This window comes from Cellulomonas phragmiteti, assembly GCF_016862775.1.
Taxonomy (GTDB): domain Bacteria; phylum Actinomycetota; class Actinomycetes; order Actinomycetales; family Cellulomonadaceae; genus Cellulomonas; species Cellulomonas phragmiteti.
The window spans coordinates 136,049-161,158 of sequence record NZ_BONP01000003.1 but is presented as its reverse complement, the minus strand read 5'-3'; the positions used below and the strand labels follow the sequence as shown (position 1 = coordinate 161,158).

26 protein-coding genes are annotated in these 25,110 nt (G+C 75.1%); 11 read left to right on the top strand and 15 right to left on the bottom strand.

Annotation, left to right across the window (positions count from 1 at the left end; all coding sequences use genetic code 11):
- Positions 1-57 precede the first annotated feature (57 nt).
- The 4 genes from Cph01nite_RS04095 to Cph01nite_RS04080 are packed head-to-tail and all read left to right on the top strand — an operon-like array spanning position 58 to position 4,101.
- Entirely contained in the window at positions 58-1,125 is a 1,068-nt protein-coding gene (locus tag Cph01nite_RS04095) for an iron-siderophore ABC transporter substrate-binding protein (protein ID WP_203671350.1), read from the top strand.
- Positions 1,122-2,177, top strand: a complete 1,056-nt coding sequence (locus tag Cph01nite_RS04090; RefSeq protein WP_203671348.1) for a FecCD family ABC transporter permease — start codon at positions 1,122-1,124, stop codon at positions 2,175-2,177. Before Cph01nite_RS04095 ends, Cph01nite_RS04090 begins: the two co-directional genes overlap by 4 nt.
- Positions 2,174-3,226: a FecCD family ABC transporter permease gene (locus tag Cph01nite_RS04085; protein WP_203671346.1), complete on the top strand. Its 1,053-nt coding sequence runs from the start codon at positions 2,174-2,176 to the stop codon at positions 3,224-3,226. The genes Cph01nite_RS04090 and Cph01nite_RS04085 overlap by 4 nt, the downstream gene beginning before the upstream one ends.
- The gene (locus Cph01nite_RS04080) at positions 3,223-4,101 is read left to right on the top strand and encodes an ABC transporter ATP-binding protein (protein WP_373307539.1); all 879 of its coding nucleotides are present in this window, start codon (positions 3,223-3,225) and stop codon (positions 4,099-4,101) included. Before Cph01nite_RS04085 ends, Cph01nite_RS04080 begins: the two co-directional genes overlap by 4 nt.
- A gap of 4 nt (positions 4,102-4,105) precedes the next feature.
- On the opposite strand, the gene Cph01nite_RS04075 is transcribed toward Cph01nite_RS04080, so the two are convergent.
- From Cph01nite_RS04075 to Cph01nite_RS04060, 4 genes are all read right to left on the bottom strand, one after another.
- Positions 4,106-5,230 carry a GuaB3 family IMP dehydrogenase-related protein gene (locus tag Cph01nite_RS04075; RefSeq protein ID WP_203671344.1) on the bottom strand — a complete coding sequence of 375 codons (1,125 nt, stop codon included), beginning with the start codon at positions 5,228-5,230 and terminating at the stop codon, positions 4,106-4,108.
- Positions 5,231-5,283: 53 nt separating this feature from the next.
- Positions 5,284-6,807: an IMP dehydrogenase gene (gene guaB / locus Cph01nite_RS04070; RefSeq protein WP_203671342.1), complete on the bottom strand. Its 1,524-nt coding sequence runs from the start codon at positions 6,805-6,807 to the stop codon at positions 5,284-5,286.
- A gap of 42 nt (positions 6,808-6,849) precedes the next feature.
- Complete coding sequence (locus Cph01nite_RS04065) at positions 6,850-7,524, bottom strand: response regulator transcription factor (protein WP_203671340.1); 675 nt, start codon at positions 7,522-7,524, stop codon at positions 6,850-6,852.
- 194 nt (positions 7,525-7,718) lie between these two features.
- On the bottom strand, positions 7,719-8,801 hold the full coding sequence (locus Cph01nite_RS04060; RefSeq protein ID WP_203671338.1) for a MerR family transcriptional regulator: 1,083 nt from the start codon (positions 8,799-8,801) through the stop codon (positions 7,719-7,721).
- Positions 8,802-9,059: 258 nt separating this feature from the next.
- On the opposite strand from Cph01nite_RS04060, the gene Cph01nite_RS04055 reads away from it, so the two are divergent.
- The gene (locus Cph01nite_RS04055; RefSeq protein ID WP_203671336.1) at positions 9,060-9,356 is read left to right on the top strand and encodes a WhiB family transcriptional regulator; all 297 of its coding nucleotides are present in this window, start codon (positions 9,060-9,062) and stop codon (positions 9,354-9,356) included.
- Positions 9,357-9,453: 97 nt separating this feature from the next.
- Here Cph01nite_RS04055 and groES read toward each other — a convergent pair whose 3' ends face one another.
- On the bottom strand, positions 9,454-9,747 hold the full coding sequence (groES, locus tag Cph01nite_RS04050; RefSeq protein WP_203671335.1) for a co-chaperone GroES: 294 nt from the start codon (positions 9,745-9,747) through the stop codon (positions 9,454-9,456).
- 258 nt (positions 9,748-10,005) lie between these two features.
- On the opposite strand from groES, the gene Cph01nite_RS04045 reads away from it, so the two are divergent.
- The 3 genes from Cph01nite_RS04045 to Cph01nite_RS04035 all read left to right on the top strand — a co-directional run bounded on the left by Cph01nite_RS04045 (position 10,006) and on the right by Cph01nite_RS04035 (position 12,723).
- Positions 10,006-11,208 carry a class I SAM-dependent methyltransferase gene (locus Cph01nite_RS04045; protein WP_203671334.1) on the top strand — a complete coding sequence of 401 codons (1,203 nt, stop codon included), beginning with the start codon at positions 10,006-10,008 and terminating at the stop codon, positions 11,206-11,208.
- Entirely contained in the window at positions 11,208-12,356 is a 1,149-nt protein-coding gene (locus tag Cph01nite_RS04040; RefSeq protein ID WP_203671333.1) for a glutamate--cysteine ligase, read from the top strand. The genes Cph01nite_RS04045 and Cph01nite_RS04040 overlap by 1 nt, the downstream gene beginning before the upstream one ends.
- Before the next feature lie 124 nt (positions 12,357-12,480).
- A complete protein-coding gene (locus Cph01nite_RS04035) occupies positions 12,481-12,723 on the top strand; it encodes a hypothetical protein (protein ID WP_203671332.1) in 243 nt (80 codons plus the stop codon).
- A gap of 69 nt (positions 12,724-12,792) precedes the next feature.
- Here the strand turns inward: Cph01nite_RS04035 and tsaD are convergent, their stop codons facing one another.
- The gene (tsaD, locus tag Cph01nite_RS04030; protein ID WP_203671331.1) at positions 12,793-13,833 is read right to left on the bottom strand and encodes a tRNA (adenosine(37)-N6)-threonylcarbamoyltransferase complex transferase subunit TsaD; all 1,041 of its coding nucleotides are present in this window, start codon (positions 13,831-13,833) and stop codon (positions 12,793-12,795) included.
- A gap of 87 nt (positions 13,834-13,920) precedes the next feature.
- On the opposite strand from tsaD, the gene Cph01nite_RS04025 reads away from it, so the two are divergent.
- Positions 13,921-14,553, top strand: a complete 633-nt coding sequence (locus Cph01nite_RS04025; RefSeq protein WP_203671323.1) for a malonic semialdehyde reductase — start codon at positions 13,921-13,923, stop codon at positions 14,551-14,553.
- A gap of 3 nt (positions 14,554-14,556) precedes the next feature.
- Here Cph01nite_RS04025 and Cph01nite_RS04020 read toward each other — a convergent pair whose 3' ends face one another.
- The 7 genes from Cph01nite_RS04020 to Cph01nite_RS03990 are packed head-to-tail and all read right to left on the bottom strand — an operon-like array spanning position 14,557 to position 20,532.
- Positions 14,557-15,417 (bottom strand): sulfurtransferase, encoded by an 861-nt coding sequence (locus tag Cph01nite_RS04020; protein WP_203671322.1) that lies wholly within the window; start codon positions 15,415-15,417, stop codon positions 14,557-14,559.
- Complete coding sequence (gene rimI / locus Cph01nite_RS04015; protein WP_239069013.1) at positions 15,414-15,905, bottom strand: ribosomal protein S18-alanine N-acetyltransferase; 492 nt, start codon at positions 15,903-15,905, stop codon at positions 15,414-15,416. The genes Cph01nite_RS04020 and rimI overlap by 4 nt, the downstream gene beginning before the upstream one ends.
- Positions 15,902-16,588, bottom strand: a complete 687-nt coding sequence (gene tsaB / locus Cph01nite_RS04010; RefSeq protein ID WP_239069012.1) for a tRNA (adenosine(37)-N6)-threonylcarbamoyltransferase complex dimerization subunit type 1 TsaB — start codon at positions 16,586-16,588, stop codon at positions 15,902-15,904. The genes rimI and tsaB overlap by 4 nt, the downstream gene beginning before the upstream one ends.
- Complete coding sequence (gene tsaE / locus Cph01nite_RS04005) at positions 16,588-17,151, bottom strand: tRNA (adenosine(37)-N6)-threonylcarbamoyltransferase complex ATPase subunit type 1 TsaE (RefSeq protein ID WP_203671320.1); 564 nt, start codon at positions 17,149-17,151, stop codon at positions 16,588-16,590. The genes tsaB and tsaE overlap by 1 nt, the downstream gene beginning before the upstream one ends.
- Entirely contained in the window at positions 17,151-18,401 is a 1,251-nt protein-coding gene (gene alr / locus Cph01nite_RS04000; RefSeq protein WP_239069011.1) for an alanine racemase, read from the bottom strand. The genes tsaE and alr overlap by 1 nt, the downstream gene beginning before the upstream one ends.
- Entirely contained in the window at positions 18,398-19,039 is a 642-nt protein-coding gene (locus Cph01nite_RS03995) for a nucleoside/nucleotide kinase family protein (protein ID WP_203671315.1), read from the bottom strand. The genes alr and Cph01nite_RS03995 overlap by 4 nt, the downstream gene beginning before the upstream one ends.
- Positions 19,036-20,532 carry an NAD(P)H-hydrate epimerase gene (locus tag Cph01nite_RS03990; protein WP_203671313.1) on the bottom strand — a complete coding sequence of 499 codons (1,497 nt, stop codon included), beginning with the start codon at positions 20,530-20,532 and terminating at the stop codon, positions 19,036-19,038. The genes Cph01nite_RS03995 and Cph01nite_RS03990 overlap by 4 nt, the downstream gene beginning before the upstream one ends.
- Positions 20,533-20,588: 56 nt before the next feature.
- Here Cph01nite_RS03990 and Cph01nite_RS03985 point away from each other — a divergent pair, with 56 nt between their 5' ends.
- Positions 20,589-21,575, top strand: a complete 987-nt coding sequence (locus tag Cph01nite_RS03985; RefSeq protein ID WP_203671311.1) for an LLM class F420-dependent oxidoreductase — start codon at positions 20,589-20,591, stop codon at positions 21,573-21,575.
- A 235-nt stretch (positions 21,576-21,810) separates the two neighbouring features.
- On the opposite strand, the gene Cph01nite_RS03980 is transcribed toward Cph01nite_RS03985, so the two are convergent.
- Positions 21,811-22,167: a holo-ACP synthase gene (locus Cph01nite_RS03980; RefSeq protein WP_203671309.1), complete on the bottom strand. Its 357-nt coding sequence runs from the start codon at positions 22,165-22,167 to the stop codon at positions 21,811-21,813.
- Between the two features lie 22 nt (positions 22,168-22,189).
- Positions 22,190-24,046, bottom strand: a complete 1,857-nt coding sequence (gene glmS, locus Cph01nite_RS03975) for a glutamine--fructose-6-phosphate transaminase (isomerizing) (RefSeq protein WP_203671307.1) — start codon at positions 24,044-24,046, stop codon at positions 22,190-22,192.
- 75 nt (positions 24,047-24,121) lie between these two features.
- On the opposite strand from glmS, the gene coaA reads away from it, so the two are divergent.
- Positions 24,122-25,087 carry a type I pantothenate kinase gene (gene coaA / locus Cph01nite_RS03970; RefSeq protein ID WP_203671305.1) on the top strand — a complete coding sequence of 322 codons (966 nt, stop codon included), beginning with the start codon at positions 24,122-24,124 and terminating at the stop codon, positions 25,085-25,087.
- Positions 25,088-25,110: the final 23 nt, after the last annotated feature.

The window sequence follows — 25,110 nt, the reverse complement described above, 5'->3', positions numbered from 1 at the left end:
CGGGCCCGTCGCGGGCTCCCTGCCCAGCGACGACAGCGACCCTCTGCGAAGGACACCATGCGCACTGCGCCCTCCCGCCGCGCCTTGCGACCCCTGGTCGCCGCCACCGCCGCCTCGCTCCTCCTGGCCGCCTGCGCCGCCGGCGGCGCCGCCGACCCGACCGACGGCGCGACGCCCGACGCGACCTCCGCCGGGTCGGACGCGTTCCCCGTCACGCTGGAGAACACGTTCGGCGAGACGACCGTCGAGGCGCAGCCCACGGCCGTCGCCACCGTCAACTGGGGCAACCACGACGTGCCGATCGCGCTGGGCGTCGTGCCCGTCGGGTTCGCCAAGGCCACCTACGGCGACGACGACACCGACGGCGTGCACCCCTGGACGTACGAGGCGCTCGAGGGCCTCGGCGCGACCGGTGACGACCTGCCCGTGCTGTTCGACGAGACCGACGGCATCCCGTTCGAGGCCGTGAACAACACGTCCCCGGACGTCGTGCTCGCCGCCTACTCCGGGCTCACCGAGGACGACTACACGACCCTGTCCCAGATCGCGCCCACCGTGTCGTTCCCCGAGTTCGCCTGGGGCACCAACTGGAAGGACATGGCGCTGGTCAACGGCGAGGCCCTCGGCCGCAAGGCCGAGGCGCAGGCGCTGATCGACGACGTCCTCGCCGACATCGACGACGCGCTCGCCGAGCGCCCCGACGTCGAGGGCAAGACCTTCGCCTACACGTGGATCGACCCGGCCGACCCGAGCACGATCGGCGTGTACACCCCGCTCGACGCCCGCGTGCAGCTGGTCGAGGACCTCGGCCTGGTCAACGCGCCCTCGGTCGTCGATCTCGCCGGTGACACCGACCAGTTCTTCGTCAACCTCTCCGCGGAGCAGGCCGACACGCTCGCCGACGTCGACGTGCTCGTCACCTACGGCGACGACAGCACCCTCGCGGCGCTGCAGGCCGACCCGCTGCTGAGCAAGATCCCCGCCGTGGCACGCGGCTCCGTCGTCGTCGTCCCCGACGGCGACCCGATCTCCTCGGCCACGTCGGGACCGACGGTCCTGTCCGTGCCGTGGGCGCTCGACGCGTACCTCGACCTGTTCCAGGCCGCGGCCGCCCAGGTCGGATGACCCTCACCGCCACGACCGGGACGCCGGCCTCCCCCCTCGGGGTGGGGCCGGCGTCCCTGCGCCGCCGTCGCGTGCTCGGGCTGGCGGTCTGCGTCCTCGGCGTGCTGCTCGCGGTCGTGGCGTCGCTGGCGTTCGGGTCCCGGGTCGTCGGCTGGTCCGACGTCGTGGCGGGCGTCCTGCACCCCGAGACGTCGGACATCGCGCAGGCCGCCGTGCGCTCCCGCGTCGCGCGGACCGTGCTCGGGCTGCTCGTCGGGGCCGCCCTCGGCGTCGGCGGAGCCGTCCTGCAGGGCCTCACGCGCAACCCGCTGGCGGACCCCGCGCTGCTGGGCATCAGCTCCGGAGCCTCGCTCGCCGTCGTCCTCGGCATCATGCTGCTCGGCATGTCCACGCTGACGCAGTACGTGTGGATGGCGTTCGCCGGCGCCGCGCTCGCCTCGGTGCTCGTCTACGCGATCGGGTCGCTCGGCCGCGAGGGCGCCACCCCCCTCAAGCTCGCCCTCGCCGGCGCGGCCACGACCGCGGCGCTCGGCTCCGGCGTGTCCATGGTGCTGCTGTCGCGCACCGACGTGCTGGACACCTTCCGGTTCTGGCAGGTCGGGTCGCTGGGCCGCGCGTCGTTCGCGGAGATCGGCCAGGTCCTGCCGTTCCTCGCCGTGGGCGCCGTGCTGGCCGTCGGCTGCGCCCGCGGCATGGACGCCATCGCCCTCGGCGACGACGTCGCCGTCGGTCTCGGCCAGCGGGTCGGTGCGATCCGGGCCGTCGGCGGGGCCGCCGCCGTGCTGCTGTGCGGGACCGCGGTCGCCGTCGCCGGCCCCATCGGGTTCGTCGGGCTCGTCATCCCCCACCTCGCCCGCACGTTCACCGGCCCGAGCCACCGCTGGCTGCTGCCCGCGTCGGCCGCGCTCGGGGCGGCGCTCCTGCTGGCCGCCGACGTGGTCGGCCGGGTCGTCGCCCGCCCCCAGGAGGTCGAGGTCGGGATCGTCACCGCCGTGCTCGGCGCCCCCGTCTTCATCGCGATCATCCGCCGGCACAAGGTGGCCACGCTGTGACCGCGGTGCTGGACGCCGCGCCCGGCACCGGGGCGGTCGTCGCCCGTGGCCGACGTGCGCGTGCGCGGCGCCGGCGCGCGGTGCTGCTCGTCCTCGTCCTCGCGGTCGTCGTCGTCGCCGTCGTCGCGCTGTGCGTCGGCGAGCGCACGTACGCGCCGACGCAGGTGCTGCGCGTGCTGCTCGGCGAGCAGGTGCCCGGTGCCTCCTTCAACGTCGGGGTCCTGCGTGCGCCGCGCGTCCTCACGGGCGTGCTCGTGGGCCTCGCCTTCGGCATGGGGGGCGTCGTGTTCCAGACGATGCTGCGCAACCCCCTGGCGAGCCCGGACATCATCGGCGTCAGCGCGGGGTCCAGCGCGGCCGCCGTCGTGGCGATCACGATGTTCGGCCTGTCCGGTGCGGCGCTGTCGCTCGTCGCGGTCGTCGCCGGGCTCGGCGTGGCGGGCGCGATCTACGCGCTGTCGTGGCGCAGCGGCGTGCAGGGCGCGCGGCTCGTCCTCATCGGGATCGCCGTCGGCGCCATGCTCGACTCCGTCATCGGGTACGCGATGACCCGCGCGGGCATCTACGACGCGAACGAGGCCCTGCGCTGGCTCACCGGGTCCCTCAACTCCGCGTTCTGGCTGGGGGTCGGCCCGCTCGCGGCGGCCCTCGCCCTGCTCCTGCCCGCGCTCCTGCTGCTCGCCCGGCGGCTGCCCGCGCTGCAGCTCGGGGACGACGCCGCGGCCGGCCTCGGGGTGTCGCCCGACCGCTCCCGGCTCGCGCTGCTGCTCGTGGCCGTGGCCGCGATCGCCGTCGCGACGGCCGCCACCGGGCCCATCGCGTTCGTCGCGTTCCTCTCCGGTCCCATCGCCCACCGGCTGCTGCGCGGCACGGGCACGCTGCTCGTCCCCGCGGCGCTCGTGGGCGCGCTCCTGGTCCTCACCGCCGACCTCGTGGGGCAGCACCTGCTGGTGCACCGGTTCCCCGTCGGCGTCGTCACCGGCGTGCTGGGCGCGCCCTACCTGCTCTGGCTGCTGGCCAGGACCAACCGATCCGGAGGTTCCCTGTGACCGACCCCGTCCACACGCTCGCGGTCGAGGGCATCACCGTCGGGTACGACGACCGGGTCGTCGTGCACGACATGACGCTCGAGATCGCCCCGGGCGCGGTCACCGCGATCGTCGGCGCCAACGGCTGCGGCAAGTCCACCCTGCTGCGCGCGATGGCCCGCCTGCTGCGTGCACGCACGGGCCGTGTCCTGCTGGACGGCACCCCGATCGACGCGATGCCGTCGCGCGAGGTCGCCACCGTGCTGGGCCTGCTGCCGCAGGCGCCCGTGTGCCCCGAGGGCATCGCCGTGGCCGACCTCGTCGGGCGCGGGCGGTACCCGCACCAGGGCTGGTTCCGGCGGTGGACCGCCCAGGACGACGCCGTCGTCGAGCAGGCCCTGGTGGCCACCGACATCCTCGACCTCGCGGACCGCCCCGTCGACGAGCTGTCCGGCGGGCAGCGCCAGCGGGTGTGGATCGCCATGGCGCTCGCGCAGCAGACCGACGTGCTGCTGCTGGACGAGCCCACGACCTTCCTCGACGTGGCGCACCAGGTCGACGTGCTCGACCTGCTGGTCGACCTCAACCGCGACCGGGGCACGACGATCGTCATGGTCCTGCACGACCTCAACCTCGCGGCCCGGTACGCGGACCAGCTGGTCGCGCTGACCGACGGACGCCTCTACGCGCAGGGCGACCCGTCGGACGTCGTCACCGAGCAGATGGTGCGCGACGTGTTCGGCATGGCCGCCCGCGTCGTCCCCGACCCGGTCAGCGGCACCCCCCTGGTGCTGCCGATGGGCCGGCACCGCACGGGACGAGGTGCGCAGCGCACCGACGACGCCGGGGCCACCGTGCCGCCCGTCGAGCTCCCGGCGGCGCAGCCCGTCCCGTGACGCCTCAGTGCGGCTGGTACGGCGAGACGACGACCTCGATGCGCTGGAACTCCTTGAGGTCGGAGTAGCCGGTGGTGGCCATCGCGCGCCGCAGCGCCCCGATGAGGTTGAGCGTGCCGTCGGCCGTGTGACCGGGGCCGAACAGGATCTGCTCGAGCGTGCCGACGGTGCCGACCTCGACGCGCTCCCCGCGCGGCAGCTGCGGGTGGTGCGCCTCGGGGCCCCAGTGGAACCCGCGGCCCGGGGCGTCCGTCGCGCGCGCCAGCGCCGCACCGAGCATCACCGCGTCCGCGCCGCACGCGACCGCCTTGACCAGGTCGCCCGAGCGCCCGACCCCGCCGTCGGCGATGACGTGCACGTACCGGCCGCCCGACTCGTCGAGGTAGTCGCGGCGCGCCGCGGCCACGTCGGCCACCGCCGAGGCCATGGGCGCGTGGATGCCGAGTGACACGCGGGTGGTGTGCGCCGCTCCCCCGCCGAACCCGACGAGGACGCCGGCGGCACCGGTGCGCATGAGGTGCAGCGCCGCGGTGTACGTCGACGCACCGCCGACGATCACCGGGACGTCGAGCTCGTAGATGAAGCGCTTGAGGTTGAGCGGCTCGGCCCGGCCGGAGACGTGCTCGGCGGACACGGTCGTGCCCCGGATGAGGAAGAGGTCGACGCCGGCGTCGACGACCGCCCGCCAGTGCTCCTGCGTGCGCTGCGGGCTCAGGGCGCCGGCGACGACGACGCCCGCGTCCCGGATCTCCTGCAGGCGCGCGCGGATCAGCTCCGGCCGGATCGGGGCGGCGTAGATCTCTTGCATGCGGGCCGTCGCGCGGGGGGCGTCGAGCCCGGCGATCTCCTCGAGCAGGGCTGTCGGGTCCTCGTAGCGCGTCCACAGCCCCTCGAGGTCCAGCACGCCCAGCCCGCCGGCGCGTCCCAGCGCGACCGCGGTCGCGGGGCTCACCACCGAGTCCATGGGGGCCGCGAGCACCGGCAGGTCGAAGTGGTAGGCGTCGATCTGCCAGCCGACCGAGACCTCCTCCGGGTCGCGCGTGCGCCGTGAGGGCACCACCGCGATGTCGTCGAAGGAGTACGCCCGGCGTCCTCGCTTGCCCCTACCGATCTCGATGTCGCTGGTCACCCGACGAGCCTACCGGCGCGGGTGCACCGGTCGGCGCCGCGGCCCGGCGCGCGTCAGCGACCCGTGTAGTTGGGGGCCTCGACCGTCATCTGGATGTCGTGCGGGTGCGACTCCTTGAGCCCGGCCGGGGTGATCCGGATGAACTGGCCGCGCTGCTGCAGCTGCGGGATCGTGTGCGCACCGACGTAGAACATCGACTGGTGCAGCCCGCCGACGAGCTGGTGCGCGACGGCCGACAGCGGGCCGCGGTACGGCACCTGCCCCTCGATGCCCTCGGGGACGATCTTCTCGTCGGTCGTCACGTCGGCCTGGAAGTAGCGGTCCTTGGAGTAGGAGACGCGCCCGCGCGAGGCCATCGCACCGAGGGATCCCATGCCGCGGTAGTGCTTGAACTGCTTGCCGTTGACGAAGACGAGGTCACCGGGCGACTCGTCGCAGCCCGCGAGCAGCGAGCCGAGCATGACGGTGTCCGCACCGGCGACGAGGGCCTTGGCGATGTCCCCCGAGTACTGCAGGCCGCCGTCACCGATGACCGGCACGCCCGCCGGCCGGCAGACCTGGGACGCGTCGTGGATGGCCGTCACCTGCGGCACCCCGACACCGGCGACGACGCGGGTCGTGCAGATCGAGCCCGGCCCGACCCCGACCTTCACCGCGTCGACGCCGCTGTCGACCAGCGCCTGCGCGCCGGCGCGCGTCGCGACGTTGCCGCCGATGACCTGCACGTGGCGGGTCGCCGGGTCGGACTTGAGCCGCCGGACCATGTCGAGCATGAGCCGGGCGTGCCCGTTCGCGGTGTCGACCACCAGGACGTCGACGCCGGCCTCGACCAGCGCGGTCGCGCGCTCCCACGCGTCACCGAAGAACCCGATCGCCGCGCCGACGACCAGCCGGCCGTCGCCGTCCTTGGTGGCGTGCGGGTACTGCTCGGACTTGACGAAGTCCTTGACGGTGATGAGGCCGGCGAGCTTGCCCTGGTCGTCCAGGAGCGGCAGCTTCTCGACCTTGTGCTTGGCCAGCAGGGCGGCCGCGTCGGCGCGCGCGATGCCGACGGGGGCGGTCACCAGCGGCATCGAGGTCATCTCGTCGCGCACCCGCCGGGTCGCGAACTCGCCGGGCGGGACGAAGCGCAGGTCGCGGTTGGTGATGATGCCGACCAGCCGACGGTCGGCGTCGACCACCGGCAGGCCGGACACCCGGTACGTGCCGCACAGCGCGTCCAGCTCGGCGAGGGTCGCGTCCGGGCCGACCGTGACGGGGTCGGAGACCATGCCGGACTCGGAGCGCTTCACCACGTCGACCTGGTGGGCCTGGTCCTCGATCGACAGGTTGCGGTGCAGGATGCCCACGCCGCCCTGGCGCGCCATCGCGACCGCCATGCGCGACTCGGTGACCGTGTCCATGGCCGCGGACACCAGGGGGACGCGCACCGTGATCTCGCGGGTGAGCCGCGAGGAGGTGTCGACCTCGGAGGGGATGACGTCGGTCTCGCCGGGCAGCAGCAGGACGTCGTCGTAGGTGAGTCCGACCCGCGCGAACGGGTCCGCAGGTGACGTGGGTGAGTCGGGCGCCGTCATCGCCTCAGGATACGGGGCGCGGGACGGGACGCGGACGCCCTCTCAGTCGATGATCCCCCGCCGCAGGCCGATGGCGACGGCCTGGGCCCGGTCCGACGCACCGAGCTTGCGGAAGAGCCGGCGCGCGTGGGTCTTGACGGTGTCCTCCGAGAGGAAGAGCTCCTGCCCGATCTGCGCGTTCGACCGCCCGTGGCTCATGCCGACGAGCACCTCGATCTCCCGCTTGGTCAGCACGGGCGTGGCGTCCGCCGGGCGTGCGGCGACACCGGCGTCGGCGCGCGCCCCGTGGTTCTCCTGCAGGGGCGACGCCGGGTGCGGCACGGCCGGGGAGCCGGGCGGCGCGGACGAGACCGGGCTCGCCTGGACGTGCGCGGCGACCGCCGCGAGCTCGGCGCGGCCGACGTCGGGCGCGAGGAACCCGCGGGCGCCCAGGGCGAGCGCGCGGTCGAGGGCCTCGCCGTCCTCGGGGCCGGCGAGCAGCACGACCGCGGCCGAGGGCGCGACGGCGCGCAGTCGTCGGATCGCCTCCGCCGGTCCTGCCCCGGGCAGGTGCGCGTCGAGCAGCACCACCGTGGGGGCGATGCGCCGCGCGAGCGCGAGCAGCTCGTCCGCCGTCGCCGCTGCGCGCACGGGCGCCAACGAGGGCACGCCGATCGATGTGACGACGAGCCGCTCACGAACGGTCGCCGAGCCGTGACACACCACGACTCCAGCCATGGGGGTTCCTCCTCCGCCGATCCCGACACCACATGCGTGCACGGGTCCATGCCTGCATCGGCGTTACCGGTGCGTCACGTTAGCCCTCGTGACCGACCGTCGAGAATCGAACGCGCCGTTTCCTCACGGTTGCGGGCGGACACGTGGAATGCCGTCACGCGAACGGGTCACCGTCGTGGCCGGATGACACCGCGTCACAGCGATGCAGACTGCGCGACGGCTGCGAGCGCCTCGTGGATGAGGCCCGGGAGGGTGCGGGAACGGTGCACGGAGCGGTCGAGCGGCACGTGGGACCCGGCCGTCTCGGCGACCATGACGAACTGCGGCAGGTCGGTGCGCTCCTGCGCCAGGCTGGCGACCACGGACAGGTCGGGCGTCGCGGACTCGGAGAGGGTCACGACGGCGCGCGCCCGCGTCATGAGCGCGAGCTCTCCGGCATGGCGGGTCGAGACGGGCCCCGCGACGAGCCTTGCGTCGACGCCGCCGTCGACCAGTGCGGCCGCGAGCACGTGCGCGAGGACGGGCCGGGGCTCGCCGGGCACGGGCAGCAGCAGGACGACCGGGGCGCCGGTCGGGGGCGGTGCGGAGGTGCGGGCGCGCAGCGCCGCGAGCACGGCGGCGACGAGCGTCTCGCGCGCGTCGACCCCGGGCCGCTCGACGACGGTGCGGCGCGCGAGCGCGGCGAGGGCGGGCTGCACCCGGTCCGACCACCACCGCGTGAGGTCGTGCCCCCCTGTGTCGAGCAGGGCGGCGCAGCGGTCGGCGCGTCCGGTGAGCGCGGCGTCGACGAGCGCGGCCACGTCGCTCGGCCCACCGGTCGGCACCCCGGTCGTCGTCGGGCCGGTGGGGCCGCGCCGGGCCGCCGGCGGGCCGGTCGTGCGGGCCGGCGGGAGCATGCCGGTGAGGTCGTCGCTGCCGGCGGGGGCCGGGGCGACGTCGTGGACCTCCGACGCCAGCGCCAGCCGCGCCGCCTCGGCCGGGGCGACGCCGTCGATGGTGAGGCGCCGCATGACGAGCAGCCGCTCGAGGTCGTGCGCCGTGTAGCGCCGGTGGGCGCCCGCCGAGTGCTCGGAGGGGCCGAGGCCGTAGCGACGGTCCCAGGTCCGCAGCGTCGCCGGCGCGACGCCGAGGCGGCGCGCGACCGCGGCGACGGTCAGCGCGGGCCCGCTCGCACCCGGCGGCTCGACCTCGGGCAGGTCGGCGGCACCGGAGCGCTCCGCGTCGGCGGGCGCGGCGTCCTGCGGACCCGTCGAGGTCTCGTCTGCGGCAGGGACCATGACGCGATTGTGCCAGCCGTGGTGGCGCGCTTCGACGCGGACCTCGTCGGACGACGCCGGGCGGCCGGACATCCGTCCTGCACCCGCGTCCAGATCGCGTCACGCACCGTTGCGCATGATCGCGCCACAAACTGGGTCTTGAACAACTTCTGAAGCGGTTGTACGGTTACGGCAGTCGACACGGGAAACCGCGACGACCACCGACTTTCGTCCCGGCCGGTGCCGCAGGACGACCACGCAGGAGCCAAGGAGGAACACATGGCCGAGATCTCGCGTCTCCCCGGACCGGTGATGGACCTGTGGGAGTGGCAGTTCGACGGCGCGTGCCGCGATGCCGACCAGGACCTCTTCTTCCACCCCGAGGGCGAGCGCGGCTCGGCGCGTCGCCGCCGCGCCGAGGCTGCCAAGGCCATCTGCGCCTCGTGCCCCGTGCTGAACGAGTGCCGCGAGCAGTCGCTGGCCGTCCGCGAGCCCTACGGCGTGTGGGGCGGGCTGTCGGAGGAGGAGCGCGCCGCGGTCCTCGCCGAGCGCGCCGGTCGCCGCGTCACCGCCTGACTCCTGCCGACCACACCTCCTGGCACGACGAAGGCCCCCTCCCGCGGGAGGGGGCCTTCGTCGTGCCGGGGACGGGTCCCCGTCAGCAGAGCTGTCGTCAGGCGACGACCGCGAGGATGTCGCGGGCGGAGAGGATGAGGTACTCCTCGCCGTTGTACTTCACCTCGGTGCCGCCGTACTTGGAGTAGATGACCTTGTCGCCCACGGCCACGTCCAGCGGCACGCGGTTGCCCTTGTCGTCGATGCGACCCGGGCCCACCGCCAGGACCTCGCCCTCCTGGGGCTTCTCCTTGGCGCTGTCCGGGATGACGAGACCAGACGCGGTCGTCGTCTCGGCCTCGAGGGCCTTGACGACGATGCGGTCCTCGAGGGGCTTGATGGAGACCGACACAGCGGACCTCCCCTTCGCGTGTGAGTAGTTCAGGCGTGTCTGCGCCGCACCGTCGCGCCGTCGTCGCGGGAGCCGGGCCACGGGAGCGGTTGGCACCCTCACGGGGAGAGTGCCAGTTCCTCACTCTAGGAACGCGTTAGCACTCGGTCAACCCGAGTGCCAGGATCCGGCGCGTCCGCGCTGCTCCCGGGGACGCGGGACGGGGCCGGGGCGTGTCGGCGCGCGAGGCCGACGGGCACGACGTGGGAGGGTGGGACCGTGGACGACGCCGGACTGGTCAAGCTGCTCAGTCCCGACGGCTGGGCGCTGCTGCAGGCGCTGCCGCCGTACGACGAGCGGTTCGCGCTCCCGCTCGCCGAGCGGCTGCAGAAGGACGGGTTCGACGCCGGCCTGGTGGCCGCCGCGCTCACGCAGTCGCGACTGCGCGCCAAGGCGCGCGGCAAGCTCGGCGACTTCGCCGAGGGGATGCTCTTCACCGTGGCCGGGCTCGAGCAGGCCACCCGCCTGGAGGTCGCCGCGCACCACGCCCGCCGGTACCGCGACGCCGGCTGCGGCTACGTGGCGGACCTGACGTGCGGCCTGGGCGCGGACGCCCTCGCGATGGCCGGCGTCGGCCTGCGGGTGCTCGCGACGGACGTCGACGAGACGACGGCCGCGCTCGCGACCGTGAACCTGCGCGCGTTCCCCGAGGTCCAGGTACGCATGGGCGACGGCCTCGCGCTGGACCTGGCCGCCGAGGGCGTGGACGGCGTGTACGCCGACCCCGCACGCCGGACCGGCACGGGGCGGCGGGTGTTCGACCCCCGCGCCTACTCCCCGCCGCTCGACGAGGTGCTGGCGGTGCGGGCGACGGTGCCCGCGCTCGGCCTCAAGCTCGGCCCCGGCATCGCGCACCGCGACCTGCCCCACGACGCCGAGGCGCAGTGGGTCTCCTCCGACGGCGAGGTCGTCGAGCTCGGCCTGTGGTTCGGGCCGCTCGCGCCCGACGGGCCGGGTCGCTCGGCCCTCGTCCTGCGCGCCGGCAGCGCGTCCGCGCTGCGCGCCGACCCGGACGGCGAGGACGACGCCCCGCCCGTCGGGCCCGTCGGCGGCTACCTGTACGAGCCCGACGGTGCCGTGATCCGCGCCGGCCTGGTCGGGACGATCGCCCACCGCGTGCGCGGACGCCTCGTGGACCCCACGATCGCCTACGTGACCTCCGACGCCCTCGCCGACCGCACCGCCTGGCAGCCCCTGGCCACCGCGTACCGGGTGCTCGACGACCTGCCGTTCGGACTCAAGCGCCTGCGCACGTACCTGCGCGAGCGCGGGGTCGGACGCCTGACGATCAAGAAGCGCGGCACCGCGGTCGTCCCCGAGACGCTGCGCCGCCAGCTGGACCTGCGGGGGCCGTCCGAGGGCACGGTCGTGCTCACCCGCGTCGCCGGGCAGCAGCGCGTGCTCGTCGTGGAGCCCGTCTGATGGCGGCGCCGGTCGCGCTGCCGTTCGCGCGCTCCGAGCGCTCGACGGTCGGCATCGAGTGGGAGGTGGCGCTCGTCGACGCCGACTCCGGGGACCTGCGGCAGGCCGCCCAGGCGATCTTCGAGGCCGTGCGCCCCGCCGACGGCCGCGACCACCCGCACATCACCTCGGAGCTGCTGCTCAACACCGTCGAGGTCTCGTCGGGCAAGTGCCGCACGGTCGGCGAGGCCGGCGCGGACCTGCAGCGGGCGCTCGACGAGGTCGCCGCCGCCGCGCGGCCGCTGCGCATCGAGCTCATGGGGGCCGGCACGCACCCGTTCGCGAGCTGGGCGACGCAGCGCGTGACCGACAAGCAGCGCTACGCGACCCTCATCGACCGCACGCAGTGGTGGGGTCGGCAGATGCTCATCTACGGCGTGCACGTGCACGTGGGCATCGAGGACCGCGACAAGGTGCTGCCGCTGAGCCGGGCGATGCTCACCGTGTTCCCGCACATCCAGTCCCTGTCGGCGTCGTCGCCGTTCTGGGGCGGCAAGGACACGGGGTACGCGTCGAACCGCGCGCTGCTGTTCCAGCAGCTGCCGACCGCGGGGCTGCCCCCGCAGTTCGAGCGCTGGGAGCAGCTCGAGCAGTACGTCGGCGACATGCGGCACACCGGCGTCATCGACGAGATGAACGAGGTCCGCTGGGACATCCGGCCCGCGCCGCACTTCGGCACCCTGGAGATGCGCATCGCCGACGGCGCGGCGAACCTGCTCGAGGTGACGGCGATCAGCGCGTTCACGCACTGCCTCGTGGAGCACTTCTCCTCGATGCTCGACGCGGGCGAGCCGCTGCCGACGCTGCCGCCGTGGTTCGTCCAGGAGAACAAGTGGCGCTCGGCGCGCTACGGCATGGACGCGATCGTCATCACCGACGCGGCCGGCGACGAGGAGCTGGTGACGGACTCCGTCGGCCGGTGGCTGGCCGAGCTGGCCCCGGTCGCCGAGCGGCTCGGCTGCGCCGCGGAGCTCGAGCAGGTGCGGGTGATCCTGCGCCGCGGGGCGTCGTACCAGCGGCAGCGCGCGGTCGCGCGGCGGCACGCGGGCGAGCTCGAGCCCGTGGTCCGCTCGCTGCTCGCGGAGATGGCCGCGGGCCGGCCGCTCTGACCTGCGTGAGACCGGCGGCCTGCGCGTCGGACGCTCGGGGCTCGCGGCCGCCTACTTCGCCGACCTCGAGCACGAGCGCCCCCGCTGGACGGACGGCGCCGTCCTCGCCGGGCTCGTCGGTCTCGTGCTGCCCGCCTACATGTGGCTCGCGTGGCAGATGGGGGCCCTCGACGCGGTCGCGGAGATGGGTGGCGGCGTCATCGAGCTGAGCTGGCTGGGCAGCCCGGTGACGCTCACCCGGACCGACGAGGTGCTGTCGATGCACACGAGCGTCGGATGGGGGCCCGTCCTGCTGTCGGCCGTCCTGTGCGCCGTCGCGTTCGGGCTCGGCTCGCGCATCTGGCGCCTGTGGAGCACCCCCGCCTGACCCGTCGGACCGCGTCGAAGCAGCCCATCGGCCCCCGTCCGGGGCCGTGCGGTCCGTGCGGTGCCGGACTCAGACGAGCACCTGCGTGAGCGGCATGGTCGAGTCGACCGGCAGGTCGAGCGGTGACGCCGGCATCCCACGGCGCACGACCGCCGACCCGAGCGCCGCGATCATCGCGCCGTTGTCGGTGCAGTAGCGGATCGGCGGGATCCGCAGCTCGATGCCCGCCTGCGCACAGCGCTCCGCCGCCATGTCCCGCAGCTGGGAGTTGGCCGAGAACCCGCCGCCGACGACGAGCGTCGACACGCCCTCGCGCCGGCACGCCGCGATCGTCTTCGCCGTGAGCACGTCGGCGACCGCCGCGGCGAACGACGCGGCGACGTCCTCGAGCGGGATCTCCTCGCCCGCGTCCCGACGCGACTCGACCCACCGGGCGACCGCGGTCTTGAGCCCGGAGAACGAGAAGTCGGTGGCGTGCCGCGCCTGGTCCTTGGGCGCGGTCAGACCCCGCGGGAAGCGGATCGCCGCCGGGTCGCCCTCGCGCGCCAGCCGGTCGATGTGCGGGCCGCCGGGGTACGGCAGGCCGAGCAGGCGGCCGACCTTGTCGAACGCCTCCCCCGCCGCGTCGTCGAGCGTCGAGCCGAGCTCGGTGACGTGCACGGTGTCGTCGACCAGCAGCAACGAGGAGTGCCCGCCGGACACGACGAGCGCCATGACGCGCTCCGGGAAGGGCCCGTCGACGAGCTCGTCGACGACCGCGTGGCCGATGACGTGGTTGACGCCGTACAGCGGCTTGCCGAGCCCCAGGGCGAGCGCCTTGGCCGCGGCCGCACCGGTGGTCAGCGGCCCGACCAGCCCCGGCCCGGCGGTCACGGCGATCGCGTCCACCTCGTCGAGCGTGACCTGCGCCGTGGCGAGCGCCCGCTCGATGGTCGGGACCATCGCCTCGAGGTGGGCCCGCGCCGCGATCTCGGGGATGATCCCCCCGAACCGCGCGTGCTCGTCGACCGAGCTGGCGACCGCGTCGACGAGGAGGTCGTAGCCGCGCACGAGGCCGACGCCGGTCTCGTCGCAGGAGGTCTCGATCCCGAGGACGAGGGGCGCGCTCACCCCCTCAGGATAGGCGGCGCACCCGGTGTGGCACGCCTCACGGCTGCCCCGGGGCATCGGGGCGCGGGCACGGACGTTGCAGGCGGCATGGCGACCACCGACCTGATCGACGAGACGTCCACCCTGCTGCCGTCCGACGACACCGCCCTCGCGGACCTCGTGTTCACCGGCGCGCGGACCGTGAGCCGGTTCGTCGACGACACCGTGCCCGAGGACCTGCTGCGCGCCGTCCACGACACCGTGCGCTGGGGACCGACCGCGAACAACTCGACGCCCCTGCGGCTGCTCGTCGTGCGCAGCCGCGAGGCGCGCGAGCGGCTGGCCGCCCACGTGGCCGAGTTCAACCGCGAGCGCGTGCTGGCGGCCCCCGTCACCCTCGTCGTCGCCGCGGACACGGACTTCCACCTCCACCTGCCGACGCTCGCACCGCACGCACCGACGGCGGGCGACCGCCTCGCCGGCGTGCCCGAGGTCCGCGAGCGCATGGCGCGCGAGAACGCGTGGCTGCAGACCGGGTACCTCGTGGTGGGGCTGCGGGCCGCCGGACTCGGCGTCGGTCCGATGACGGGCATCGACGCGGACGGCGTCGACGCCGAGTTCCTCACCGGCACCGGGTGGCGAACGCTGTCCGTCCTCAACGTCGGCTGGCCCGACGGGGAGGGCACCGACCGGCCCCGCGCGCCGCGCCTGTCCTGGGACGAGGTCGCGCGCGAGGTCTGACCGTCAGCCGGTGGCGACCGGCCGGTCGGGGTCGTGCGCCCACTGCGACCACGAGCCCGGGTACAGGGCGGCGTCGACCCCGATCACCGCGAGCGCCGCGACCTGGTGCGCCGCCGTCACCCCGGAGCCGCAGTAGACCGCGACCGGCGGGCCGTCGCCGCCCGCCGGGACGCCGACCGCCGCGAACCGCGCTGCCAGGGACTCCCCGTCGAGGAACCGGCCGTCAGGCCCCAGGTTCGCGGACGTCGGCGCGCTGCAGGCCCCCGGGACGTGCCCGGCGCGCGGGTCGACCGGCTCGACCTGGCCCGCGTACCGCTCGGGGGCGCGCGCGTCGAGCAGCACGCCGTCCGTCGCGAGGGCCGCGGCGCCGTCGGCGTCGACCGTCGTCAACGCACCGGGCACGAGGACCACGTCGCCCGGCTCGGGAACGACGTCACCGGGCTCGACCTCGTACCCGGCCTGCGCCCAGGCTCCGAGGCCGCCGTCGAGGATCCGCACGTCCCGCACCCCCGCCCAGCGCAGCAGCCACCACGCGCGGGCCGCCGACATGCCGCCCGCGTCGTCGTACACCACCACGGCACCGCCCTCGCGCACGCCCCAGCGCCGCGCCGCGCGCTCGAGGTCGGCGACGTCCGGCAGCGGGTGCCGACCGGCGGCCGGGGAGGGCGGCGCGGCCAGCTCGGTGTCGAGGTCGACGTGGACGGCGCCGGGCAGGTGCCCCGCGAGGTACTGCTCGTGGCCGTCGGTGCGGCCCAGCACCCACCGGACGTCGAGGAGGGTCGGGGTCTCGTCGTCGGCCAGCAGCCGCGCGAGCTCGTCGACGTCCACCAGGACGTCCCGCCGCGCCGCGTCGTCGGTCCTCATCGCTCCCCCTCGTCCGCGGCCGGGCGGGGCAGCAGCAGCTGCATCGTCCAGGCGTCGACGTTCTCCGGCTGGTAGTAGCCCCGGCGGCGGCCCAGCTGCGTGAAGCCCAGGCTCTCGTACAGGTGGATCGCGGGCGCGTTGTCGACCCGGACCTCCAGCAGCACGGACTCGGCCCGCAGGTCGCGCGCCCGCTCGAGCAGGACGCCCAGCATGCGCCGCGCGATCCCGCGTCCCTGGTAGCCGGGGTCCGTGGCGACCGTCATGACCTGCGCGTCGCGCCCGTCGAACCAGATGCCGGCGTACCCGACGAGCGACCCGCCGGGCAGCGTCGCACCGACGTACGTCCGTCCCGGACCGACGAGCTCGTCGGCGAGCATCTGGCGCGACCACGCGCTGATGCCGAACAGCGTGCGCTCCATGCGGTCCAGCGCGGCCAGGTCGCCGGCGACCAGCGGCCGCACGGTGACGTCGACGACGGCGGTGCTCACGCCAGGACCCGCTTGCCCGCCGCCGGCGGCACGGCGTCGGGACGCCGCAGGTACAGGGGGTCCGCGGGCAGCTCCGCCCCCGCCGCCAGGCGCCGCTGCGCGATGCGCACGAGGAGCGTCGGGTCCGGCCGGCGCAGCATCGGGACCTCGGGGGTCAGCCGCGGATCGGCGGCGCCGAACACCTGCGGGTAGAGGTCACGCCCCGCCCCCAGCACGACCTCGTCGGGCGTCCGGGGGACGTCGGCGGGCGCGCCCACCTCCGGGCCCGCCGTCGGTACCGCCACGCCGTCGCGCACCTCGTAGCGGGCCCAGTACACCTCCCGGCGCCGGGCGTCCGTCACGACGAGCAGCGGCGTGCCGTCGTCGAGGCCCGACCAGGCCGCAGCCTCGGCCAGGGCGTCCAGGCTCGGGACGCCGTGCACGGGCACCCCGAGCGCCAGGCCCAGGACGCGCGCGGTCACCAGCCCGACGCGCAGACCGGTGAACGGTGCGGGCCCGGTGCCCACCACGACGCTCTCGACGTCCTGCACGGTCCGCCCGTGCCGCGCGAGCAGCTCGGTGATCAGCGGGGTCAGCAGCTCCGCGTGCCGGCGCGGCTCGTCGTCGGAGAGCGTCTCGGCCCGGTCGGCGTCGAGCACCAGCGACGCCGCGACCTCACCCGACGTGTCGATCCCCAGGTGCATCAGGACCCCTCCTCCGTGCGGTCGCCCGCACCTCTCGCGTCCGGCCCGCTCGCGGGCTCCGCGGGCAGCACGACGCCCGCCCACCGCGGCCCCACGCCGCGCGCGGTGAGCACCCGCTCTCCCGCGGCGGCGTCCTCGACGTCGTCGACGACACCGCCGTGCGGGCGCTGCAGGGCCAGCTCGAGGCGGTCGTCGGTCAGCCCCTCGACCCAGCCGGCGCCCCACTCGACGACCGTGACGGCCTCGTCGAGCGCCGCGTCCAGGTCGAGCGCCTCGACCTCGTCCAGCGAGCCCAGCCGGTACGCGTCGACGTGCACGAGCGCAGGGCCGCGCGAGCCGTCGGCGCGCGGCAGCGGCGGGTGCTCCCGGGCGATGACGAACGTCGGGGACGCGACCTGTCCGCGCACGCCCAGCCCCTCACCGAGGCCCTGCGTCAGCGTCGTCTTGCCCGCCCCGAGGTCGCCGGTGAGCACGACCAGGTCACCGGCGCGCAGCACGCCCGCGAGCGCCCGCCCCCAGGCGCGGGTGGCGTCGGCGTCCGGGAGCCGGACCACGGCCGTCATCACGCACCCCCGACGGTCGAGGAGGACACCAGCGCGTCGCCGCGCTCGGAGTCGACGTACGTGCGCGGCACCCGCGCACCGAGGCGGGTCACGATCTCGTACGCGATCGTGCCGGCGACGTCGGCCCAGTCCTGCGCGGTCGGCCCGCCGTCGCGGCCGTCGCCCCACAGCACGACGCGGTCACCGGCGACCTCCTGCGCACCCGGGCCCAGGTCGAGGACCACCTGGTCCATGCACACGCGCCCCGCGATGCCCAGCCGCCGACCCGCGACCTGCACCGGCCCGCCCCACCGGTCCGCCGTGCCGGACGCGTGCCGCGGGATGCCGTCGGAGTAGCCGAGCGGCACCACGCCCAGCACGGTGTCGTGCGGGACGACGTACTCGTGCCCGTAGGACACCCCGGACCCGGCCGGCACGGGCTTGACCGTCGCGAGCTCCGCCTCCAGCGTCATCGCCGGCACCAGCCCGAACCGCTCGGGCCCGCCGAGGTCCGGCACGGGCGTCACGCCGTACACGGCGATGCCCGGGCGCACGAGGTCCCAGTGCAGCGCCGGGGACGTCAGCGTGGCGGCGGAGTTGGCCAGGTGCCGGACCTCGAGGCGCGCACCCGCCGCCTCCACCGCGGCGACGGCGTCCGCGAACGTCGCCGCCTGCCGGACGACGACCGGGTGGTCCGGCGCGTCGGCGAACGCGAGGTGCGACCACACGCCGACGACGCGCACGAGCCCCTCCGCCTCCGCGCCGAGCGCGGCGGTGAGCACGTCGGGCAGCTGCGCGGGCACCAGGCCGTTGCGTCCGAGGCCCGTGTCGACCTTGAGGTGCACCCGGGCGGTCCGCCCCGCCGCACGCGCCGCCGCGACCACGTCGTCCAGGGCCCAGCGGGAGGCGACCGAGAGGTCCACGTCCGCCTCGACCGCCTCGCGCAGCGGCGCACCCGGCGCGTACAGCCACGTCAGGACGCGGGCGCCCGTGACGCCCGCGCGGCGCAGGTGCAGCGCCTCGGCGACCTGCGCCGTGCCGAGCCAGGTGGCGCCGCCCTCGAGGGCGGCGAGCGCGGCCGGCACCAGGCCGTGCCCGTACGCGTCGGCCTTCACCACGGCCATGACCTGGGCCGTCGGGGCGTGGGCCGCGAGCGCGCGGACGTTGCCGCGCACCGCCCCCAGGTCGACGACCGCGCGTGCCGGGAAGTCGTTCACGCCCGCCAGTGTCTCACCGCGCACGCCCGTGGCCGACGCGACGGGGCGCGTCATGCCAGGAGGTCGGGGCCCACGACGACGTCGGCGCGGACGGCGGTCGGGGCGACGAGCCGGGCGTTCGCCGCGTCCGGCCCGGTCGACCACGCCCGTGCCGCCGCGGGCGGCTTGCCGAACCGCTCGTGGCGGGCGACGAGCCGCGCCAGCCGGACGTCGTCGTCGGGCGCGACGAACCACGCCTCGTCGAGCAACCCGGCGACCGGCGCGAACCCGTGCCCGTCGAGCAGCAGGTAGTTGCCCTCCGTCACCACGAGCGGCACCTCGGCCGGGACGGCGACCGCGCCGGCGACCGGGTTGCGCAGGTCGCGGCGGTACTCGGGTGCGTACACCACGTGCCCGGGCCGCGGTGCGCGCAGGCGCCGCAGCAGTGCGACGTAGCCGTCGGCGTCGAACGTGTCGGGCGCTCCCTTGCGGTCGGCGCGTCCGATGCGCTCGAGCTCGGTCTGCGCGAGGTGGAACCCGTCCATCGGGACGACCACGCACCGGTCGCCGAGCTCCGCGGCCACCTGCGCCGCGAGCGTCGACTTGCCCGCGCCGGGAGCCCCCGCGATCCCCAGGACCCGGCGGCCGCTGGTCGCGAGCAGCCGGTGCAGCCGCTCGACCAGCGGGCCGGCGAGCGGCGCGGTGCCGCTCACGCGCGCAGCACCCCGGCGACGACGGCGGGCAGCGCGTCCGCGACGTCGCCCGCCGTCACGGGCCCTCCCGGGTTCGCGTGCCCGGCGGCGCGCCCGTGCACCAGGGCCGCGGCGGCGGCCAGTGCGGCCGGCAGCGTCGGATCGGCCACGGCGTCCGCCGCCCGCCCGGCGAGCAGCGCGCCGACGACGCCGGCCAGCACGTCGCCCGCGCCCGCGGTGGCGAGCCACGACGGGCCGTCGGCCTGGGCGTACGTGGCGCCGTGCGGCCCGGCCACCACCGTCGTGCCGCCCTTGAGCAGGACGGTCGCGCCGGTCAGGTCGTGCGCGCGCCGCGCGTGCGCCAGCGGCGCTGCCTCGACGTCCGCGCGGGCGACGTGCTCGCCGCGCGCCGTCAGCAGCGCCGCCAGCTCGCCCGCGTGCGGGGTGAGCACGACGTGCGCCGGGACCGCGTCCGGCAGCAGGTCCAGGGCACCGGCGTCGACGACGACGGGCTCGTCGTGGCCGACGGCGTGCACGAGGGCGTCGCGCACCCGTCGGCGCTGCTCGTCGTCGTCGGGCGCCACCCCGGAGCCCACGACCCACGCCTGCACGCGCCCGTCGCCCACGACGACCTCCGGGTGCGCGGCGAGCACCTGCGGACCGGCGGACCCGATGTAGCGCACCATGCCGACGCCGGCACGCACCGCCCCGGCCACGGTCAGCACGGCGGCGCCCGGGTACCGCGCCGACCCGGTGACGACGCCCAGCACCCCCCGCACGTACTTGTGCGCGTCCGGGGCCGGCACGGGCCACAGCGCGGCCACGTCGTGCGCCTCGAGCCGCGCGACGGCGGGCGGGCCGGCGGGCGCCAGGCCGATGTCGACGAGCTCGACGCGACCGGCCGCCGCCGCCGCGGGCGGCAGCAGCAGCGCGGGCTTGTACGCACCGAACGTCACGGTGAGGTCGGCGTCGAGGACCACGCCGTTGCGCGTCCCGTCGTCCACGCCGACGCCGGACGGCAGGTCGACCGCCACCACGACGGGCCGGGGCCGGGCCTGCGCGACGTGCGCGACGAGCCGGGCGGCCGGGCCGCGCACACCGCCGCGCCCCCCGAGGCCGAGCAGCCCGTCGAGCACCACGTCCGCCGTAGCGAGCGCCGCGGCGACCGCGTCGGGAACGGCCTGGTCGTCGTGGTCGACCGCGAGGACGTGGCCGTGCGCCGCGCGCAGCGCCGCGAGCCCCTCGGCGTGGACGCGCTCGGTGGTGAGGACGGCGCTGACGGCCACCCCCCGGCGGGCCAGCAGCGCGCCGGCGTGCAGCGCGTCGCCGCCGTTGTGGCCGGAGCCGACCAGGAGCACCACCCGCGACCCGCCGGCCCGTCCCCGGGTCTCCCGCAGGAGGCTCGCGACGCGCGTCGCGAGCGCGAACGACGCGCGGGCCATGAGCGGCTCCCCGGCAGCGAGCAGCGGTTCCTCGGCCGCGCGCACGGCGCCGGCGTCCCACGAGTGCAGCACGCGCCCCATCCTGTCCCGACGGTCGCGCCGGGGCGAGCGCCGGTAGCGTGGCAGGCATGCGATTCGGACTCTTCATCCCCCAGGGCTGGCGGCAGGACCTCACGGGCATCGAGGCCCGCGACCACTGGAAGGTCATGCACGGACTGGCCCGGTGGGCCGACGACGGCGACGTCTTCGAGTCCATCTGGGTGTACGACCACTTCCACGCGGTGCCCGAGCCGAACGGCGAGGCGACGCACGAGGCGTGGAGCCTCATCAACGCGTTCGCGGCGTCCACGAGCCGCGTGCGCCTCGGCCAGATGTGCACGTGCATGGCGTACCGCAACCCCGCCTACCTCGCGAAGGTCGCCACGACCGCCGACGTCATCTCGGGCGGCCGCGTCGAGATGGGCATCGGCGCCGGCTGGTACGAGCACGAGTGGCGCGCGTACGGCTACGGGTTCCCGCGCGCCGGCGAGCGCATCGCGATGCTCGACGAGGGCGTCCAGATCTTCAAGCAGATGTGGACCAACGGCACCGCGACGCTCGACGGCACGTACTACCAGGTCGACGGCGCCCAGCTGTCGCCGCTGCCGCTGCAGGTCGACGGCCCGCCCCTGTGGATCGCCGGCGGGGGCGAGAAGAAGACGCTGCGGATCGCCGCCGAGCACGCGCAGTACACCAACTTCGACGGCTCCCCCGAGGGCTTCGCCCACAAGTCGCAGGTGCTGCGCGGGCACTGCGAGGCCATCGGCCGCCCGTTCGACGAGATCACGCGCTCGGCCAACTACAACGTCGTCATCGGCTCGACGCAGGCCGAGGTCGACGACCGCATCGCCTGGGTCGAGGAGCACTACGCGACCACCGTGCCCGACAAGGCCGCGTCGGTCGCCGAGGACTTCCGCCACGGCCCCCTGGTCGGCACCCCGGAGCAGATCGTCGAGAAGCTGCGCGTGCTGCAGGACCTCGGCATGACGTACGCGATCACGTACTTCGCCGAGGCCGCGTACGACCGCTCGGGCATCGAGCTCTTCGCCCGCGAGGTCGTCCCCCACCTCCGCTGACGTGCGGGATTGCTCTCTCACCGGCAGTGAGAGAGCAATCCCGCCCACCCCACCCCCCGGTGAGAGAGCAATCCCGCCCCACCCCCCCCCGGTGAGAGAGCAATCCAGCACGAGCGCGCCCACCCCCCCGGTGAGAGAGCAATCCATCCCCACCCCACCCACCCCGGTGAGAGAGCAATCCGGCGAGAGAGCGATCCGGCTCGAACCTCGGCCGCCGGGAGGCGGTCCGGAGGTGTCAGGCGTCGCGCTCGGCGACGACGACCGCGGACGCGATGCCGGCGTCGTGCGAGATCGACAGGTGGAAGCGGTCGACCCCCAGCTCACGGGCGCGCGCCAGGACGGTGCCGACCACCTCGACCACGGGTTGCGCCCCGGCGACGCGCCGCACCGTCGCGTCCTGCCAGCTCATGCCCGGCGGTGCGCCCAGCGCCTTCGCGATCGCCTCCTTCGCGGCGAACCGCGCCGCGAGCGAGGCGTCGGGCAGGTCGCGCTCGTCCGGCGTGAACAGCCGGACCCGCAGCGCGGGGACGCGCTCCACGGTCGCCATGAACCGGGCGACGTCGACGACGTCGATCCCGACGCCGACGATCACGGCGCGACGACCGCGGGCACGGTCACTCGACGGTGACCGACTTGGCCAGGTTGCGCGGCTGGTCCACGTCCAGGCCCTTGGCGTGCGCCAGCTCGGAGGCGAAGACCTGCAGCGGCACCACGGTCAGCAGCGGCGCCAGCAGCGTCGACGTCTGCGGGACGAAGAACACCTCGTCGGCGTACGGCACGACCGCGTCGTCGCCGTCCTCGGCCACCACGAGGGTCCGGGCGCCGCGCGCCCGGATCTCCTGGATGTTGGAGACGACCTTGGAGTGCAGCGAGTGCCGTCCCCGCGGCGAGGGCACGATGACGAAGACGGGCTGACCGGGCTCGATCAGCGCGATCGGGCCGTGCTTGAGCTCCCCGGCGGCGAACCCCTCGGCGTGGATGTACGCGAGCTCCTTGAGCTTCAGCGCGCCCTCCAGGGCCACCGGGAAGCCCACGTGCCGGCCCAGGAAGAGCACGGACGGCGTGTCGGCCATCCACCGGGCGATCTCCCGGACCCGGTCGGAGCGGTCCAGGACCTCCTGGATCTTGTCCGGCATCTCGCGCAGCTCGGCCAGCGTCGAGGCGACCTCGTCGGAGAACTTGTTGCCGCGCAGCTGCGCCAGGTACAGGCCCAGCAGGTACGCCGCCGTGATCTGCGACAGGAACGCCTTGGTCGACGCGACCGCGACCTCCGGACCGGCGTGGGTGTACAGGACCGCGTCCGCCTCGCGCGGGATCGTCGAGCCGTGCGTGTTGACGATCGCGAGGGTCGTCGCGCCCTGCTCACGCGCGTGGCGGACGGCCATGAGCGTGTCCATCGTCTCGCCCGACTGCGACACCGCGACCACGAGGGTGCGCTCGTCGACGACCGGGTCGCGGTACCGGAACTCGTGCGCCAGCTCGACCTCGACCGGGATACGGCACCAGTGCTCGATCGCGTACTTCGCGACGTGCCCCGCATAGGCGGCCGTGCCGCACGCGACGACGACGATCTTGTCGACCGCCCGCAGCACCGACTCCTCGATGCGCATCTCGTCGAGGACCAGCCGGCCCGACAGGTCCAGCCGGCCCAGGAGGGTGTCGGCGACGGCCTGCGGCTGGTCGTTGATCTCCTTGTCCATGAAGGACCGGAAGCCGCCCTTCTCGGCGGCCTTCGTGTCCCAGTCCACCGTGAAGGGCTTGGCCTGCACAGTCACGCCGGCGAGGTCCGTGACGGTCACCGAGGTCGGCGTGATCGTCACGACCTGGTCCTGGCCCAGCTCGAGGGCCTCGCGCGTGGAGCCGATGAACGCCGCGACGTCCGAGCCGAGGAAGTTCTCGCCGTCACCCAGCCCGACGACGAGCGGCGAGTCGTGGCGTGCGCCGACGACCGTGTCGGGCACGTCGGCGTGCACCGCGAGCAGGGTGAACGTGCCCTCGAGGCGACGCGCGACCGACGCCAGTGCGGCCGTGAGGTCCTTCACCTGGTCGTACGCGCGCGCCACCAGGTGCGCCACGACCTCGGTGTCGGTCTCGGACAGGAACTCCACGCCGTCGGCCAGGAGCTCGGCCTTCAGCGGGGCGTAGTTCTCCACGATGCCGTTGTGGATCACGGCGACGCGGCCCGAGACGTGCGGGTGGGCGTTCGCGTCGGTCGGTGCGCCGTGCGTCGCCCAGCGGGTGTGCCCGATGGCCGCGGTCGCCGGCGGCAGCGGGTGCGCCTCCACCTCGCCGACGAGGTTGGCGAGCTTGCCGGCCTTCTTGGCCGTCGCGAGCTCACCGCCGGGCACGACCAGGGCGACCCCCGCGGAGTCGTACCCGCGGTACTCCAACCGGCGCAACCCCTCGAGCACCACGTCCAACGGACGTCCGCTCGGCCCCGCGCTGCCCACGTACCCGACGATTCCGCACATGCCGACGATCCTAACGGGGGAACCTCCCGACCCCGGCGTGCACCGCGGCCCGCCCCGGACGGCGCACGACCCGGGATGCGGAACAATCGTCGGGTGCCGTCCCTGGTCCCCGCCACGCCCTACGTCGACCTCGACCGCGAGGCGTGGACCCGGTTGTCCGCCTCGACGCCCCTGCCGCTGACCGACGCGGACGTCGACCGGCTGCGCGGCATCGGCGACCCGATCGACCTCGCCGAGGTCGACGCGATCTACCGCCCCCTGTCGCGCCTGCTGGACCTCTACATCCAGGCCACGCGGGGGCTGCACCACGCGACCAGCACCTTCCTGCGCGAGGACGTGGGGCGCACCCCGTTCGTCATCGGCGTGGCCGGCTCGGTCGCGGTCGGCAAGTCGACGACCGCGCGCCTGCTGCGCGAGCTCGTCGCCCGCTGGCCCGCGACGCCGCACGTCGAGCTCGTCACCACCGACGGGTTCCTGCACCCCAACGCCGAGCTGGAGCGACGTGGGCTGCTGCAGCGCAAGGGCTTCCCCGAGTCGTACGACCGGCGGGCGCTGCTGCGCTTCGTGTCCAAGGTGAAGGCCGGCCGCCGGGAGGTCCCGGTGCCGGTGTACGACCACCTGACGTACGACATCGTCCCGGGCGCGCACGTCGTGGTGCGCCAGCCCGACGTGCTCATCGTCGAGGGGCTCAACGTGCTGCAGCCCGCCCGCCCGACGCTCGAGGGGACCTCGAACCTCGCGCTGAGCGACTTCTTCGACTTCTCGATCTACGTCGACGCGCGCACGTCGGACGTCAAGCAGTGGTACGTCGACCGGTTCCTGTCGCTGCGCGCGACAGCGTTCGCACGACCCGAGTCGTACTTCCACCGGTACGCCTCGCTGACGGACGAGGAGGCCGTCGCGCGCGCCGAGAGCATCTGGGACGGCATCAACGCCCCCAACCTCGAGGAGAACATCCTGCCGACGCGCAGCCGCGCGACGCTCGTGCTCACCAAGGGCGCGGACCACGCGGTCCAGCGGGTACGGCTGCGCAAGATCTGACCGTCGCGCGCCGACGGGCCACC